A 14,725-nucleotide genomic window follows, 5' to 3' on the forward strand; every position below is an offset into this window, starting at 1 on the left:
GTCAAAGTGCTTAATGCTGTACAAAATGAAATATATGGAGCTAATCCTAAAAAAACACTGGAAATAATTATTGCATACCTTTGTGAACACTATAACTATAACGTTGAAGACATGAAGGAATCAGAAGAAGATCCTGAAATAGAAAATAAACGTTTTAAAAAAGCAATCAACGAAATCGCGGCATGGTCGCCTGATGTGAATGGCAATAATTTTTTACACTTTATTGCCCTATATAACCCCATCTTAGCAAGTTTTCTATATTCTCCAGAGATACTAATTCCTCGGCAATTGTTGTTTGCAAAAAATAGTAATGGCTTGACCCCACTACAATGTGCCTTTTATCCCGAGTTGCCAAGAAATAATGATGGGCAATACTACTACTGCCAAGATATTGTGTACAATCCGTCTCTTTCCGTTTCACCATATAACTTAAGCGAATTTGTAGAGCTTTACAGCGAAACTGGAACCTTAAATACTGAGCTTTTCCCAGATAAAACCGTTGCTCAGTATTTGCTAGATCAACCCTATCCTGACGAAAGTTACCACCGTGCGATCTTGCAGAAGTTCAAACCACATAACTCAAAAAATAGTGAATCAGACGAGAAAAACAATGAACAATTATTCGGTAAGGGAAAGAATTCATCGCTTTTGTTTAACACTACAACTAATCCTAATTCCAGTAATACTCGTGTAACCGAACAGCCTGATGCACCCCCCCTAGACCAACCGGTCCTTAGTAATAAATCACCTCATGCCAGGAATGGCATGACCATAAAAAACTAATCCGTCGTCACTTCTGCATTAAATTGATAACCATCACCTCGCATGGTGACGATAATCTGTGGATTTTTGGGATCCGTTTCGATCTTCTTGCGAAGTCTCGCAACCTGCACATCGATGGTGCGATCAAACGGTGTTGCCTCACGCCCGTGAGTTAAATCGAGCAACTGATCACGATTCAGCGTGCGTTGCGGATTCTCCAAAAAGGCGACGAGCAATTCATACTCACCCGCACTCAATGGCACCGCCACACCATCGGGCGCAATTAGCCGACGCTTGTTTTGATCCAGCGTCCAATCTTTAAAATAGATATTGGGCATCTTGGCAACTTGGCGTGCCTTTCGTTTATCGGCCAAAGTTCCGGTGGTTCGGCGCGCCAATGCCTTAATCCGCGCCAACAATTCACGCGGGCTAAATGGCTTAGCAAGATAATCATCGGCACCGACTTCAAGCCCCACCACACGGTCGGCTTCTTCGCCGACGGCACTCAACATGATGATCGGAATTTCCGAGGTTTCGCGTAAAAAACGGCACAACGCCAAGCCATCCTCGCCCGGTAGCATGATGTCTAGCACCACCAGAGCAAATTGAGCTCGCTTCATTACCCGCTTCATCTCATGCCCATTGCGCGCAACAGACACTCGATAGCCATGCTGCTCGAGATATTCACTCAACAAATCACCAATTTGCGGATCATCGTCAACAATCAATATGTGTGATTTTTGCACTTGCATGTTGTGATTTTTACTCTTATTACCGCCAATTTACAACCCTCTCGTTGTAACAAACCTGTTACAAATCGTGTGCTTACATTCACAACAGTGCAACACTCGCCCCCTAGAATGCAACGTACCGACTGAACAAATGAGGAATCAACCATGAGAAATAGAGTTAAAACATTAGCTGCTGTTGCAGCACTTGGCATGGCGACTATCGGCATTTATAGTAGCCCCGGCTTTGCAGAAACCAGCACCCAAAACAGCGTAGCCGCAATTAAACTCACACCGGCAAGTACGACGCCGATGACATTACAGAAAGCACAACACGCTCATTGCCGCGCGCTTTTCATCCAACGTCATCGACCGTGGTTTCACCATCATCGCGGTCCGTGGAATTTAGGATTGCATCACGACAAACAATTAAGCGAAAACGATGCACGCACCATTACCAAAGCTGCTTTGTTAATGCGTGGCCGACATAATCTTAATGTGGGTGACGTGCAAACAAAAATGTCTAAGCACGGACACAAATTTTATTTAATTAGTATTGTAAACACGAAAAATAATGTAGTAAGCCGCGTTGTGCTTAACAGCCGCGATGGACATATTCATCCATTACACATAAAACATCAATCAACGTAACAATAAAAACCCGGCATGAGCCATCATGTTCATGCCGGGTTTTATTATTTTATCGAAACCCAAACCAAACTTTTGCGCTACCCCACATTTGGCTGCAATACCCTTGTGATTGGTGTGACTCCTCAGGCTCGGGTCCTTCTTTAAGAGCAACAGGTTCACGCGTCGTCCAGAATGGTGCCATATCGCGAGAATCTGCCGGCAAACCAAATATAAGCGTTAGTAAAGAAAGAGCTGCAAATATCAACCAGCAATCTCGATATGCATTAGGGTCGTCTTTGGGAAATTCACTCAGCAACTCCCAAAATCGAAACATATCTATAGCCATAATGCTGAGTGAACGCATAATCGTGTTTGCTATCGCTTTAGGTATAATCCCGAGAGCCTGCATCAGGAATCTTGATCTTACGCGAATCTCAGGAGGACGCTGAAGAGGTTGAGTCTCTATTTCAAAATTAGAGCTAGACATAGACCGCTTCAAACTCCACATCGACATCATAGCCCGTAAGCCTAAACTCAGCTCTGCACCGAAGACCCCTCCTATAAAAAGTCCAACGATGCCAAGTAATTCCTGCTTAATATGAGGGTCATGAGGCGCTGTAACATGTTGGTCGACAAAATAGCCGAGCACTTGGGGCATCAAATACTGACCTAGAACAGCCAAACCTCCAGTAAGCGTGGCGAATGGCATGAACTCCCACGCCTTAATCTTTGGAATGTATATAATGCGTTGATCTGCAGGAAGAGTTAGAGCTCCTCCAGAATTTTCATGATCTTGAGGATCTTGAGGACTTGGTTGTCTACTCACTGTAAAATCTCCTTATTAATCCTAGGTCAAACATAGATGACGTTAAAAAAAACAATCAAAAGCATTTGACATTTTTAAACGAGAACGACATTAACATACTGAAGAAAGCCGTCAATAAGCCCACCCTAAATTAATTTTTCCTTAAGGAAAACAGCTAACATAATGAACAAAATATATTTTTAAGAATAAAAAAACTCCGTCATTAACCTTGATACTTGATTTAAAGAGCGCGCTTTCTGGTAAAAGTAGGAACATAAATAAAAAATAGTGACTCTATTTGAAGTACTATAGGGTGATAACTACAGTAAAATCAGCTATTGTTTAAAGCCTATCATTGAAAGCAGCTTCCTTCGACAGCCAAATAAATTCTGGTTCGTATTTTTCCGGCAAAAACCATTGTTTATCCTATATGTGGCACCGCACCTAACTCACCAGAAAGATATTTTTTCATTAGACTTGGGTCACGACGAAGACCTTTTATATCTCGCGCCCCATATACATGTGTTGATTGACCACTAGGCTTTTCTACAAAAAATATTTGCTCTTTTTCTAAATCGTCTAATAAAGCAGGATTATGTGCAGTAAAAAGCAATTGTGCATTATGTGGATTTTTATTTGGGCCACCAAACCAACGAAATAATTCAGGAATTAATAATGGATGAAAATCTGTATCTAACTCATCAATAACAGCAATACTACCTGATTGTAGCGCGCAATGTAAGCGAGGGAAAATTTCAATGAACCGTTGAGTACCGGCTGACTCTTCATTCAAAAAAACGAAGCTGTCTAATCCTACATGGTTTAATTTTGCAAAAAACCCTTGAGGCCCTTGCTCAATAGACATTGATTCAAGCCCAACATCAAACCTTCTTAATTCACGATTCAAATGATCAAGACAAGTTTTATCATTTGCATAAACAGATAACCACTGCATATTATTTTGTTGGATTTTGCCAAAACCGAGAATATTGGTTTGCAGCATTCCAATCAACTGAGTTAAATAGATAGATTTGGGATGATTTAATTTTGCAAGCGTGCTAAGAACACTCGCGTTGGAACGAATACTTTCTTTTTTTTCACTAGAAGCTGAAATGCTAAACTCTTTTTTAAAATCAAACCGTTGTTCGTGACGCTCAAAGAGACGCCGAAATTTTCCTTTAGGCGCATAAGACAATGCCTCATATAAAATTTTTTTATTTGAAAAACTATTAGCCTCATGAGAAACATGTAATTCATAACGAAACTTTGCACGTAACTCTTCAGCACTTAACTGACCATCAAATTCAATTAAAATTTTTGTAGGTTTTCCCCACCATTTTTTTTGTCTGTATGGCTGAAAGAAAACATCAATCTCATCCTTCCAATAAAAGCTATGTAACGCAAAAACTACTGCAGAAGTAATTGCTCGTAAAATAGTTGATTTGCCTGAAGCATTTGCTCCAAAAAAGCCTATAACTGCCGGAAGGCGACTATCTTCACCAGGATAAGGTTGCCGAAAACAAGGCATATCTGGGGCATTAGCATGTACAATAAACGAGATTTCTTGTGCCTCTGCTATCGAGAAAAAATTTTCAATAACGACTTTATATAACATAAGCAAAACCAAGCTGGGTTTAATCTTAGGATATTATACTAAAATCTAGCATACAAATCCATACTTTGACAAAAAAACTGCAAAATCTTGCTTTAATGTTAGGATCGACGCTGTCTAACAATCCTGTATAGCAGACACAGGCAAATCCACCGATTCGCCCATAGCAATGCGCATAAAACAGTTTTTAATAAGATCGGAGCGATCGGCAAAATTTAGTCCCATGTTGCGAGCTTGAATAATTAAACTCGATGATGAGCCAAATAATTCTTTAAATCCGCGCATGGTGACAATCATCATCACGTTATCACCTTTGCGCCAGCGCTCGTATCGACGCAATGGCCGCAAGCTTCCAATGTCGCGATGATTTTCATTGGCCTCAATAATACATTGCGCCAAACACGCTGCATCCATAAATCCTAAATTCACGCCCTGGCCTGCTAACGGATGAATCGTGTGAGCAGCATCACCAATTAGCGCTATGCGCGGCTCAACATATTTTTTGACATGGCGCATCACCAACGGAATCGCTTTGGGCTCGTTTAATAGTTTTATTTGCCCCAAACGCAATCCAAATTCATTGTTAATTTCACGATTAAAATCTTGCGCCGACATTGCAACTAAATGATTGGCACGCTCGGTTTCTGTCGACCACACAATCGCACAATGGTGCACATTCGCAAGCGGCAATAATGCCAAAATACCATCCGGCAAAAAAGCTTGCCACCCTGTTTGTTGGTGTGGTTCTTCGGTTTCCACCACAGCCACCACTGCATTTTGATCATACGAGCGCTCATGCATATCACCCGACATTTGTTGGCGCACCCACGAACTTGCACCATCGGCTCCGACAATTAATTGCGAACGAATTTTTTGTTCGTCATCCAACGTAATCTCAACAAATGCTTCGTCATTTACAATGTTTTTGCCTTTGTGCGGGCAATAAAAATCAACGTATTCATTGTGTTCCAAATGTTGCCATAACGCGCGCACAATTTCGCGATTTTCAACGATTGCACCGAGCGCAGGAGCGCCTGTATCTGCACTGTCAAAATCAATTTCGGCGCCACCAATTGCATCCCACACTTTTAATGCCGTTAGCGGCGAATAACTGTTTAGGTCGATGGCAGACCACACATTTACATTTTTTAATATGCGTTGAGAAACAACATTCACGGCACTCACACGAGAGTCGATATCCGTTTTTGCCCAACGCATTGTAGGTTTGTGAGATTCAATGACAGCCGTCTTAATTTTGGCATCTGCTAACAAAGCTGCAAATAACAGCCCCACCATGCCACCGCCAACAATCGTGACAGCATATTCTTTAGTTTGTGTTGACATGCGATCCTAACCCTATCCCTCGCGCCAATTTTGGCAAGCGCCCGCCTAAACCCATCAACGGTTTTGCCAATCGTTTTTTAATGGGCAAAATTAAATCCGTCGCCAACAAACCCAACCCACGTGCTGGTTTTAATAATGGAATCTGTAATCCAAATAAATGACTAATGCTGTCGGTCAAACCCGCCACACGTTCTTGGTCTGACACGCGCCATTCAACATATGCTTGCAACACCGACAAATCACCGATCGACTCTAACTGACTGCGCGCATTCACCAAGGTTTCAGCCAAGACTGCCACATCGCGCAAACCTAAATTAAACCCTTGCGCCGCTACCGGATATAACGTATGCGCAGCATTACCTAACAACACAAAGCCCGGGCGAATTTGCTCTTTTGCGATAATCGTTTGTAGCGGAAATTGTCCACCACGATTTATTTTTTCAATCGCAGGAATGCGACCGGCAAACGAATTTTCAATATACTCTTTGAATTTTTCATCGCCCCACTGCGCGACATCACGCGCCATGTCCTTGTGCATACTCCACACCAAACGACACCGATGGCGATTAAATAACGGCAATAGGGCCAACGTACCTTCGCGAGTGAATCGCTCAAAAGCAGCATATTCATGCTCACCGTTTAAATAAATCTCTGCAGCTAATGCTACATCACCGCGATCAGAACGCTCCGTCGGAATTTTTAATAAATCGCGCGACGTAGAATGCGTACCATCGGCGGCGACGACCAAAGACGCTGTAATTTCGCGCTCACCATTAGCCGCATTAACCGTCACAGTGGCACCCGTCTCTTCGCATCGAATCGCCATCAATTGAGTAATGGCAATGAAATCAACGTTGGGCTGTTCGGCCGCGCGTTGATATAAAGCATGTTGTAAATCACCAAAGGGAACAACATAACCCAACGCCGACACATGCTGCTCTCTCGCACTAAAATGAATGGCACCCAACGCACCCGCATCGGACACATGCACGCTCTTGATGGGACACGCAAACTTTTCTAGCTCGGGCCAAATATTGAGTGTCTGCAAAATCATACTGCTACTGTAAGATAATGACAGCGGGCGCGTATCTTTTTTGGGATTAGCGGTGACATCGGGCAGATGCGTTTCCAGCACCGCAACTTTGAGGCCTTGATTTTGCAGCGCAACGACAAGGCTAGCTCCAACCAAGCCCGCTCCAATGAGGATAACGTCATACTGCTCTAAATTCATATCATTCACTCTTTAATCCCTAAAGATCATACCATGTCTGCTCGAATCAGTGACGCTTTCAGTGTATCATTTTATGTTCACTCAAATAGGAGCCGGGCCGCTATGAACAACAACACCGCTACTCGATTAAGCGAATTACGCCAGTTAATGAACGACAATGGCGTTGACTACTACTATGTACCTTCCGCTGATGAACATAAAAACGAATACCTACCGGCTTACACTAAACGCCGCGCCTGGATCAGTAATTTTACCGGCACCGCAGGCGATGTGTTAATCGGCAAAAATACAGCTTACTTATGGACCGATGCACGCTATTTTTTACAGGCTGAACAGCAACTCGATAGCTCCCTGTATGAACTCATGAAAATGACTCAAGGCGAAACACCTTCAATTGACCAATGGCTCGCATCGCAGGGTGATAATATCGTTTGCGGCGTCGATCCCAACGTTATCAGCATTGCTCAAGCACACAAAATACAAAACACTCTAAGCCACCACGGCGGAAAACTACTGAGCATCGACAAAAATCTCATCGATGCTATTTGGACAGACCGCCCTGCATCACCTCACAAACCGTTGCGAATACAAGACGTAAAATATGCAGGCCAGAGTGCGCACGATAAAATCACCCAATTGCGAAACATGATGAAAGATGCTGGCGCCAATGCACACATCATCACCATGCTCGATGCTATTGCCTGGTTATTTAATATTCGCGGCAACGATATTAGCTACAATCCACTCGTCATCAGTTACGCGGTTGTCACACACGATCAAGCTCTTTTATTTGTGGATCCCGAGAAAATTACCGCTGAAGATCATCGCTATTTAAAAGAGCAACACATTGAGGTCAGGCCCTATGGAGACTTTCAATCTGTTTTGAATCATGTCAAAGGAAAAGCTTGGGTTGATCCTTCAACAGCAAGTTGGTGGGTACAGCAACAACTCAACCAAGCTGAAATCCTCGTACAACATTCACCCATCACGCTGCTGAAAGCCATCAAAAATAATACTGAACAACAAGGTATGCGGATCGCACATCAGATTGATGCCGTTGCGATGATAAAATTTTTATATTGGCTGGAACACCACTGGCAAGAAGGTATCACGGAAAAATCGGCACAAGAAAAACTCGACGCGTTGCGACGAGAAGAACCACGCTGTCTTGATTTAAGCTTCAGCACGATCAGCGGATTTGGACCGAACGGGGCTATCGTCCATTATTTTGTGACCGAAAAAACCTCCATCCCAATCGATGATTCAAGCCTCTATTTGATCGACTCCGGCGGCCAATATTATTACGGCACCACCGATATCACGCGCACTATTCATTTGGGCACACCTACTGAGGCACAAAAGCGCCATTACACGCTAGTTCTAAAAGGACATTTAGCCATTCGACATTGTGTATTTCCTGACGGTGTTTGTGGTGAACATATCAATGCACTCGCGCACGTTCCATTGTGGCGCGATGCACTCGATTATGGTCACGCTACAGGGCATGGCGTTGGCTGTTATCTTTGCGTGCACGAAGGACCACAAGGCATCACTTTCCGACACACCGGAGTTCCTCTCCAACCAGGAATGGTGGTCAGCAACGAACCGGGCGTTTATTTTAAGAGTCAATATGGTATTCGTATTGAAAATCTTTGCTTGATTACACAGGCTTACACGCAACTTGACAGCCAAACGCATCACGGACCGTTTTATAAGTTTGAAGATTTAACACTCGTCCCCTATTCTCGCAAGCTCATCGATACCAACAATCTCACCGCAGAAGAAATTGCATGGGTCAACGAATACCACCAACACGTTTACGAAACGATTGTCGATCAGTTGCCAAGCGATGAATTACGAGAGTGGCTAAGCGCGGCCACAGAACCGCTTTAATAAAAGGGCATCTTTTGAAATTCTTTTCCCAGCACACTCTCCTCTTTACCGCAGTTGAAATCGACAAAGTGTTTCTAAAATTATCACCAGGGTTGACCTATCGCATGTAACGCACTATTCTTACAGTATTCGCTTACAAAGCGTAAGTTAGTACTTGAATACTAGAGCTTGTTTGCCAATCGCTGTGATAGATTCAATGCAAACAACTTCTAAAAGGAACACAAGGAAGACATGATGACGACCCTTGAACTCAGCGGTTTAGAATATCAAGTTGACCACTTATTGCGTTCTCTAGAACGATTAAAAGCTGAAAACATTTCATTGCGCCAAAAGCTGTCGAGCAGTATTCGCGAACGATCTGAATTACTCGAAAAAAATCGCAAAGCGGCCGACAAAATCAAAAAAATAATTTCTCAATTAAAGGAACAAATGTCATGAGCAACGCAGAAGACAACGTACTCTCTGTCACCATCATGGATCGTAGCTATAAAATTAAATGCCCACCCGAGCAAACGCAAGAACTGCAAGAGTCGGCGCATTATGTTAATGAACAAATGAAAAAAATCCAAGAATCCACCAACATTAACAGCACCGAACGCGTTGCTATCGTTGCCGCGCTCAACATCTGTCACGAACTCATGCAGTTGCAAAAACAAAAAAACAATTACATAGACGTGATGAATCAACGCATTCAGGACTTACAACATCGCATCGAAAATTTCCTTTCGACCAACGAGGAAATTGCGGTATAATAATAGTGTCCTCTGTGGTTATCGCCAGCAGGAACAGCATTTTTGAACCGATACTCGCTTGATCAGGAATTGGTTGTGGACAAAGCTGTTGTGCAAGCCCATAAAATTGGGGAGCCTGATGCGATGCCCGCCAATACCGCCCTAAACCTCAGGGTTCAAACAAGCACCTGCAGCGATATCATGGAGGCCATCAACGATGACAAACTCCACCGACAAAAAACATTTGCGTCAACTATTGCGCCATCAACGACGCGAATTACCAATAGCAGAGAAAATAAACGCCGCTGAGAAAATTGCGCAACGCGTTTTTTCACTGCCTGAATTTACACGCAGTCAACACATCGCTTTTTATATCGCGCACGATGGCGAGGTTGACCCACACCTAATCATGGCATACGCCGAAAAAAATAATAAAGATGCTTACTTGCCAGCATTAGCTTTAAAAAGTGAGCATCATTTAGAGTTTTATCGCTATCGTAACGGGGATACATTAGTCATTAATCGCTTTGGCATTGGCGAGCCCGATACCAAAACACAACAACATATTGTACCGAAAGCGTTAGACTGTGTTTTCTTACCGTTAGTGGCTTTTGACAAAAACGGTAATCGCATTGGCCGTGGCGCGGGTTACTACGACCGCACATTTGCATTTCTCCACGAAGCTGATCAAAAAAACAAACCCTGTCTAATTGCATTGGCTTACGATTTTCAAAAAATTCCTTCCATCGACCCCGCCGAGTGGGATATTCCGCTTGATCTTATTGTGACTGAGGAACACGTTTATCGTGTGTAGTTAAAGGAATTTTCTCGAGCAGGTACAAAGGATAATTCCGAAGCTTACCATCTTGTTTTAAGTTTAATAAACTCGCGCGATTGAGAAACTCAGGGTTATATTTTTTATCATAAATTAATAAGCTTTTCTTTTTAGTCGAACTATTTGCTTTGATTTCTAGCGGCTGTATGCCATCTGACACCGGCAAAATAAAATCTACTTCGGCCGTATTCCCGCTTGTCCAATAAAAAAGGTTTTTTACCGCGTGGCTTTTTAACAACTGCGCCGCTAAATTTTCAGTCAATGCCCCTTTAAATTCAGTAAAAAGTTTATTTTTTTCTAAAATAGTTTTAGCGCTAAGCTCCGACATCGCCCCCAATATTCCAACGTCAAGGCAATAAAGCTTAAATGCACGATTATCTAAATATGCTTTAAGCGGCAATTGAGGCGCCGTAACGTTGTAAGCTGGATAAACCAAATTTGCATCAATCAGCCATTGCAACGCAGTTTCATACTCTCTTGCACGAGCACCAGACTTCATCTGTGAAAACACAAATTTTTTATTTTCTTTGGCAAGCTGTGTTGGGAGTGAATTCCAAATCGATGTAATTTTCATGACAAGCGTGTCGCGATGCTCGTGATAGATTATTGCCATCCCTGTCAATAATCGACTCGCAATACGCGACAACTTAAATAACCGCGGACGTCCTCCTCACCCCCGCTCCGCGACCTCACGGCTCGACTACGCACGGGCTCTCAACTGACTCGACGCCTCGTAAAGATTTTTTGCAGTCGCTTACGCTCGGCAAAAAATCCCAGCCTGCCGCGGAATACGCGCCTTCGCTTCGCTCTCCATGGCGCGCATCGTTTGATTCTCGGGCGCATGCTTAGCAAAATCTAGCATGTAAGCTTTTATAATTTCTTCATGAATTTTTCGAATTGCATTAATATCTTCGTTCTCCGTATACGTTTTGAGAGCCTCCGGCATGCCACCGACATACAGATAGATTTTTAATAAATCGCATAAATCAGCATGAATGCTTTTTTCTATGAGTTCAAACTTATTTAAACTGCATAAATAATCATGCAATCGCTCTCTTCCAATTGCCTGAAGAAATTCAAAAAAAGTCATGGGGTACAACTCAAGAAAATTCACTTTACCCACAGGAAATCCTTCATGCTGCGACAACTTGACACCCAACAATGACCCCGCTGCTACGATATAATACTGCGAGGCTTGCTCACAAAAATATTTCAAGCTGTTTAATGCCTTCGGGCATTCTTGTATTTCATCGAAGAAAATCAAGGTCTCTTGCGGGGTAATCTTCATCTCCAAGCGCAGTTCAAGCGCTTTGATGATTCTGCCAGGCTCAAGATCCTGCTCAAAAACCTCTTTGGCGCGCCGATCTCGCTCGAAGTTAATATACGCGCACTGCTTGAATTCAGATTCAGCGAACGCCTTCAAGATGTAGGTTTTGCGAACCTGCCTGGCACCTTGCAAAATCAAAGGCTTACGAGATTTTGAGCCCTGCCAGTCTTTTAACTTATTGAAAATATGACGTTTCATCGCCTACACTCCCCGTGAGAGCACTTTCCTGTCTAAAATGTGAATTTTATCACGTTTTTCATAGGAATAATGTGATTATTATCACATTTTCCATAGGAAAGAAGAAGCCTCTGTCCAACCCGCATGTGGCATAGACTCATGAATTCCGAAGTACTTCCGAAGTTATCGGTTTGGCTGATTCAATAACCACTTTCGTCTATTGGTAGCGCCCTCAGCCTTAATTAGATTAAGCTCCATCATTCGCTTTAGCTCGTTTCTCAACCAACGCTCTGTCGGAGGGTCTGTTAACTTTTCACTCAATTCCTTGGTAGATAGCGCACCATGGCGCTCTAAGAGTGCGAGAACTTCAACTTGCCTTGAGGTTAGCCTACCTTTAGGTTCCTGAGCCATTTTTTGCGGACCAATGGATTCTTTAAAAGTAAATTTCACCTGAAACCCATCGGACGTCTCTGAAAATTCCGGCGTTGGCAACCCTTGTTCAGCACAAAGCCGTAATATTCGTCTTGTGCCTCCACCAAACCGATCAATAAGCTTGCGCGCATGAAACACTTGAGCAATTCTTTCATTCCGCCGCCGTGACGGATGCTTAACCTTTAATTGCTCAACCGTTAATCCACCAAATAAATGGCCTATGTTATGTATTTCAAATGCCTCATTAAAAATATAAAGCGAGATATCTCCTCCCCGCGTTGAATAATCTCTATGAACAACTGCGTTAATAATAGCCTCTCTAATAGCCAAGAGTGGTAATGCCATCTCATCGATTCGCTCAAATTGATTCAGGTCATATCGACTTGAAATAGGAAGATGCTTCCTCATAAATTCAATTGCCTCATCAAGTAACTGAAACGCATTCCCACGTATTTGCTTACTATCAAGTACCTCATCCATAGTATCATCAACAAAACGCCCCATTCGTATAAAGCATTGCGAAAATTCCGCCGGCATTTTTCTGCATACAATACCATGGCCGCATTATTAATCGCTCCATTTTGGATTAGATCAAAATGTGTAAGTATTTCATCCACACTTTCGGTATATTCATCTTCAGGGATACGCCCCTCTTTTAAACGAATTTTAAATGTTTTAACAATTTCTTCATGATCAAGATTGTCCAAATTAAAATTATTCGTTGGAAGTGCCTCCCATGCTTTAGACAAACCCGCATGCTTAAGCAAAAGATTCTTATATTTCTCTGATGGCATCGGCTTAATGCCGGATGGTGTCTTGAGGTATGGCCTTCCTTTAAAAGTATATGGACCATCATCAAATGATCGTTGGCAAATAAATACAATGATTTGTTGTTCTGAATCTGGCAGTGAAACATATTCGATTTCCATACGCGGCCAAGGATCAAAATGGTTTTTGAAGGCAGTTAATTTCATTTTTACTGAGTCAGTCACCTCAACACCAATAACTTTTCCAGAATCAGAAATGCCTGTAAATCCATAGCCACCCTTAGCATTAAGTTGCCCACATAGCGCTTTTCCCAATTTTTCCAATTCAGCTATTGATTTTTTATATTCAACAATTTCAGTTTCACCATTAGAAATAAGTTTTTGAACTTGATTTAGATCCATATTTCAAAATACCTAGTTAACTATTTCTGTTCCACGAGTTTCCAATGTATCTTAGCATTATTGATTGTTTTAGTATCTACACTAATGCGGGTTATTCATTCTTATCCTAAGTTTAGCGAATCGTTGAATATAGTCCGGACATACGAAACTACACGCCAAGCATATAACAATCACAACCTGGGTGAACGATACGTAATTCGATAAACGACACCCGCATAATCATCGGAGACCAACAGCGCACCATCTGGCATAACCAAAGTATCGACCGGTCGACCCCATTCGGTTTGACCCTGCAACCAGCCGGTCACAAACGGCTGGTATGAAAGCGCTTTATTTCCCTTTAATGTCACGAGCATCAAGCGGTAACCGATTTTTTGACTACGATTCCAAGAACCGTGTTCGGCAATGACAATCTGATTCCAGTATTTTTTTGGAAACATTTTACCGGTATAAAACGACATCCCAAGTGCCGCCACATGTGGGCCTAACTCCTGCACTGGAATTGTCATCCCTTTTGCAGAACGCAATTTACCGTATTGAGGATCAGGCACATTGTTTCCATAAAAATAGGGAAAACCGAAATTCATTCCTTGCCGAGGCGCATGATTTAATTCATCCGGTGGCAAGTTATCTCCTAGCCAATCGCGCCCATTTTCGGTGCACCATAATTGCTTCGTATTTGGATCCCAATCAAAACCAACACTATTCCGAACACCTTTAGCATAGACCTGAAAATTTGTACCATCGGCTTTAATGCGAGAAATACTTGCAAAACGTGGGTCTTGTTGCACACACACATTGCAAGGTGCACCAATTGCAACATAGAGCCAACCATCGGGTCCAAATTTAATATAACGCCAACCGTGATGTGTTTTATTCGGCAGTTGATCGTAAATCAAAACTTTCTTCGGATCATTAAGAGGTAGTGCCTCATTTTTGTTGATGTGATATATTTTGCTATTTCAGAAAATCATTAGGATAAGGATTGCATGAATGGCAAGAATCAATGTTGCTTGCCCCTGCTGCTGTTTACATGAGGTTGTAAAATT

General features: G+C 42.6%; 16 protein-coding genes, 1 other RNA gene and 1 pseudogene. 8 read left to right on the forward strand and 10 right to left on the reverse strand.

Features of this window, described 5'->3' with window-relative positions; genetic code table 11:
• Window positions 1–6: 6 nt before the first annotated feature.
• Window positions 7–783, forward strand: coding sequence for a hypothetical protein (locus ACJMKR_RS10975; RefSeq protein WP_423063085.1), 777 nt, complete (start codon window positions 7–9; stop codon window positions 781–783).
• On the opposite strand, the gene ACJMKR_RS10980 is transcribed toward ACJMKR_RS10975, so the two are convergent.
• A complete protein-coding gene (locus ACJMKR_RS10980) occupies window positions 780–1,514 on the reverse strand; it encodes a response regulator (RefSeq protein ID WP_423063086.1) in 735 nt (244 codons plus the stop codon). The genes ACJMKR_RS10975 and ACJMKR_RS10980 overlap by 4 nt on opposite strands.
• 144 nt (window positions 1,515–1,658) lie before the next feature.
• Between ACJMKR_RS10980 and ACJMKR_RS10985 the strand changes: the two genes are divergently transcribed.
• Entirely contained in the window at window positions 1,659–2,141 is a 483-nt protein-coding gene (locus tag ACJMKR_RS10985) for a hypothetical protein (protein ID WP_423063087.1), read from the forward strand.
• 49 nt (window positions 2,142–2,190) lie between these two features.
• Here the strand turns inward: ACJMKR_RS10985 and ACJMKR_RS10990 are convergent, their stop codons facing one another.
• From ACJMKR_RS10990 to ubiH, 4 genes are all read right to left on the reverse strand, one after another.
• Window positions 2,191–2,946, reverse strand: coding sequence for a hypothetical protein (locus tag ACJMKR_RS10990; protein WP_423063088.1), 756 nt, complete (start codon window positions 2,944–2,946; stop codon window positions 2,191–2,193).
• Window positions 2,947–3,346: 400 nt separating this feature from the next.
• A complete protein-coding gene (locus ACJMKR_RS10995) occupies window positions 3,347–4,540 on the reverse strand; it encodes an AAA family ATPase (RefSeq protein WP_423063089.1) in 1,194 nt (397 codons plus the stop codon).
• 114 nt (window positions 4,541–4,654) lie between these two features.
• Window positions 4,655–5,881, reverse strand: a complete 1,227-nt coding sequence (locus ACJMKR_RS11000) for a UbiH/UbiF/VisC/COQ6 family ubiquinone biosynthesis hydroxylase (protein ID WP_423063090.1) — start codon at window positions 5,879–5,881, stop codon at window positions 4,655–4,657.
• Window positions 5,865–7,112 (reverse strand): 2-octaprenyl-6-methoxyphenyl hydroxylase, encoded by a 1,248-nt coding sequence (ubiH, locus tag ACJMKR_RS11005; protein ID WP_423064248.1) that lies wholly within the window; start codon window positions 7,110–7,112, stop codon window positions 5,865–5,867. Before ubiH ends, ACJMKR_RS11000 begins: the two co-directional genes overlap by 17 nt.
• A gap of 102 nt (window positions 7,113–7,214) precedes the next feature.
• Between ubiH and ACJMKR_RS11010 the strand changes: the two genes are divergently transcribed.
• The 5 genes from ACJMKR_RS11010 (at window position 7,215) to ACJMKR_RS11030 (ending at window position 10,550) form a co-directional block, all read left to right on the forward strand.
• A complete protein-coding gene (locus tag ACJMKR_RS11010; RefSeq protein ID WP_423063091.1) occupies window positions 7,215–9,005 on the forward strand; it encodes an aminopeptidase P family protein in 1,791 nt (596 codons plus the stop codon).
• Between the two features lie 231 nt (window positions 9,006–9,236).
• Window positions 9,237–9,443 (forward strand): TIGR02449 family protein, encoded by a 207-nt coding sequence (locus ACJMKR_RS11015; RefSeq protein ID WP_423063092.1) that lies wholly within the window; start codon window positions 9,237–9,239, stop codon window positions 9,441–9,443.
• A complete protein-coding gene (locus ACJMKR_RS11020) occupies window positions 9,440–9,757 on the forward strand; it encodes a cell division protein ZapA (RefSeq protein ID WP_423063093.1) in 318 nt (105 codons plus the stop codon). Before ACJMKR_RS11015 ends, ACJMKR_RS11020 begins: the two co-directional genes overlap by 4 nt.
• Window positions 9,758–9,763: 6 nt before the next feature.
• Window positions 9,764–9,948, forward strand: a non-coding RNA gene (gene ssrS / locus ACJMKR_RS11025) — 6S RNA.
• A 5-nt stretch (window positions 9,949–9,953) separates the two neighbouring features.
• The gene (locus ACJMKR_RS11030; protein WP_423063094.1) at window positions 9,954–10,550 is read left to right on the forward strand and encodes a 5-formyltetrahydrofolate cyclo-ligase; all 597 of its coding nucleotides are present in this window, start codon (window positions 9,954–9,956) and stop codon (window positions 10,548–10,550) included.
• On the opposite strand, the gene ACJMKR_RS11035 is transcribed toward ACJMKR_RS11030, so the two are convergent.
• The 5 genes from ACJMKR_RS11035 to ACJMKR_RS11055 form a co-directional block, all read right to left on the reverse strand.
• Window positions 10,516–11,145, reverse strand: a complete 630-nt coding sequence (locus ACJMKR_RS11035) for a DUF4143 domain-containing protein (protein WP_423063095.1) — start codon at window positions 11,143–11,145, stop codon at window positions 10,516–10,518. The genes ACJMKR_RS11030 and ACJMKR_RS11035 overlap by 35 nt on opposite strands.
• 180 nt (window positions 11,146–11,325) lie before the next feature.
• Window positions 11,326–12,096: an ATP-binding protein gene (locus ACJMKR_RS11040; protein ID WP_423063096.1), complete on the reverse strand. Its 771-nt coding sequence runs from the start codon at window positions 12,094–12,096 to the stop codon at window positions 11,326–11,328.
• 162 nt (window positions 12,097–12,258) lie between these two features.
• A complete protein-coding gene (locus ACJMKR_RS11045; RefSeq protein WP_423063097.1) occupies window positions 12,259–12,915 on the reverse strand; it encodes an ATP-binding protein in 657 nt (218 codons plus the stop codon).
• The gene (locus ACJMKR_RS11050) at window positions 12,912–13,676 is read right to left on the reverse strand and encodes a helix-turn-helix domain-containing protein (protein ID WP_423063098.1); all 765 of its coding nucleotides are present in this window, start codon (window positions 13,674–13,676) and stop codon (window positions 12,912–12,914) included. The genes ACJMKR_RS11045 and ACJMKR_RS11050 overlap by 4 nt, the downstream gene beginning before the upstream one ends.
• 170 nt (window positions 13,677–13,846) lie before the next feature.
• Window positions 13,847–14,575, reverse strand: coding sequence for a PQQ-dependent sugar dehydrogenase (locus ACJMKR_RS11055; protein WP_423063099.1), 729 nt, complete (start codon window positions 14,573–14,575; stop codon window positions 13,847–13,849).
• A gap of 94 nt (window positions 14,576–14,669) precedes the next feature.
• Between ACJMKR_RS11055 and ACJMKR_RS11060 the strand changes: the two are divergent.
• Window positions 14,670–14,723 (forward strand): annotated as a pseudogene (locus ACJMKR_RS11060) (hypothetical protein); the annotation flags it as partial.
• Window positions 14,724–14,725: the final 2 nt, after the last annotated feature.

Source organism: Candidiatus Paracoxiella cheracis, assembly GCF_049348705.1.
Taxonomy (GTDB): Bacteria; Pseudomonadota; Gammaproteobacteria; order Coxiellales; family Coxiellaceae; genus Paracoxiella; species Paracoxiella cheracis.

Coding starts and splice junctions, on each gene's coding strand:
- ACJMKR_RS10980 (WP_423063086.1), bottom strand. CDS start 1,514: ATGCAAGTGCAAAAATCACACATATTGATTGTTGACGATGATCCGCAA.
- ACJMKR_RS10985 (WP_423063087.1), top strand. CDS start 1,659: ATGAGAAATAGAGTTAAAACATTAGCTGCTGTTGCAGCACTTGGCATG.
- ACJMKR_RS10995 (WP_423063089.1), bottom strand. CDS start 4,540: ATGTTATATAAAGTCGTTATTGAAAATTTTTTCTCGATAGCAGAGGCA.
- ACJMKR_RS11000 (WP_423063090.1), bottom strand. CDS start 5,881: ATGTCAACACAAACTAAAGAATATGCTGTCACGATTGTTGGCGGTGGC.
- ubiH (WP_423064248.1), bottom strand. CDS start 7,112: ATGAATTTAGAGCAGTATGACGTTATCCTCATTGGAGCGGGCTTGGTT.
- ACJMKR_RS11010 (WP_423063091.1), top strand. CDS start 7,215: ATGAACAACAACACCGCTACTCGATTAAGCGAATTACGCCAGTTAATG.
- ACJMKR_RS11015 (WP_423063092.1), top strand. CDS start 9,237: ATGATGACGACCCTTGAACTCAGCGGTTTAGAATATCAAGTTGACCAC.
- ACJMKR_RS11020 (WP_423063093.1), top strand. CDS start 9,440: ATGAGCAACGCAGAAGACAACGTACTCTCTGTCACCATCATGGATCGT.
- ACJMKR_RS11030 (WP_423063094.1), top strand. CDS start 9,954: ATGACAAACTCCACCGACAAAAAACATTTGCGTCAACTATTGCGCCAT.
- ACJMKR_RS11035 (WP_423063095.1), bottom strand. CDS start 11,145: ATGAAAATTACATCGATTTGGAATTCACTCCCAACACAGCTTGCCAAA.
- ACJMKR_RS11040 (WP_423063096.1), bottom strand. CDS start 12,096: ATGAAACGTCATATTTTCAATAAGTTAAAAGACTGGCAGGGCTCAAAA.
- ACJMKR_RS11045 (WP_423063097.1), bottom strand. CDS start 12,915: ATGAGGAAGCATCTTCCTATTTCAAGTCGATATGACCTGAATCAATTT.
- ACJMKR_RS11050 (WP_423063098.1), bottom strand. CDS start 13,676: ATGGATCTAAATCAAGTTCAAAAACTTATTTCTAATGGTGAAACTGAA.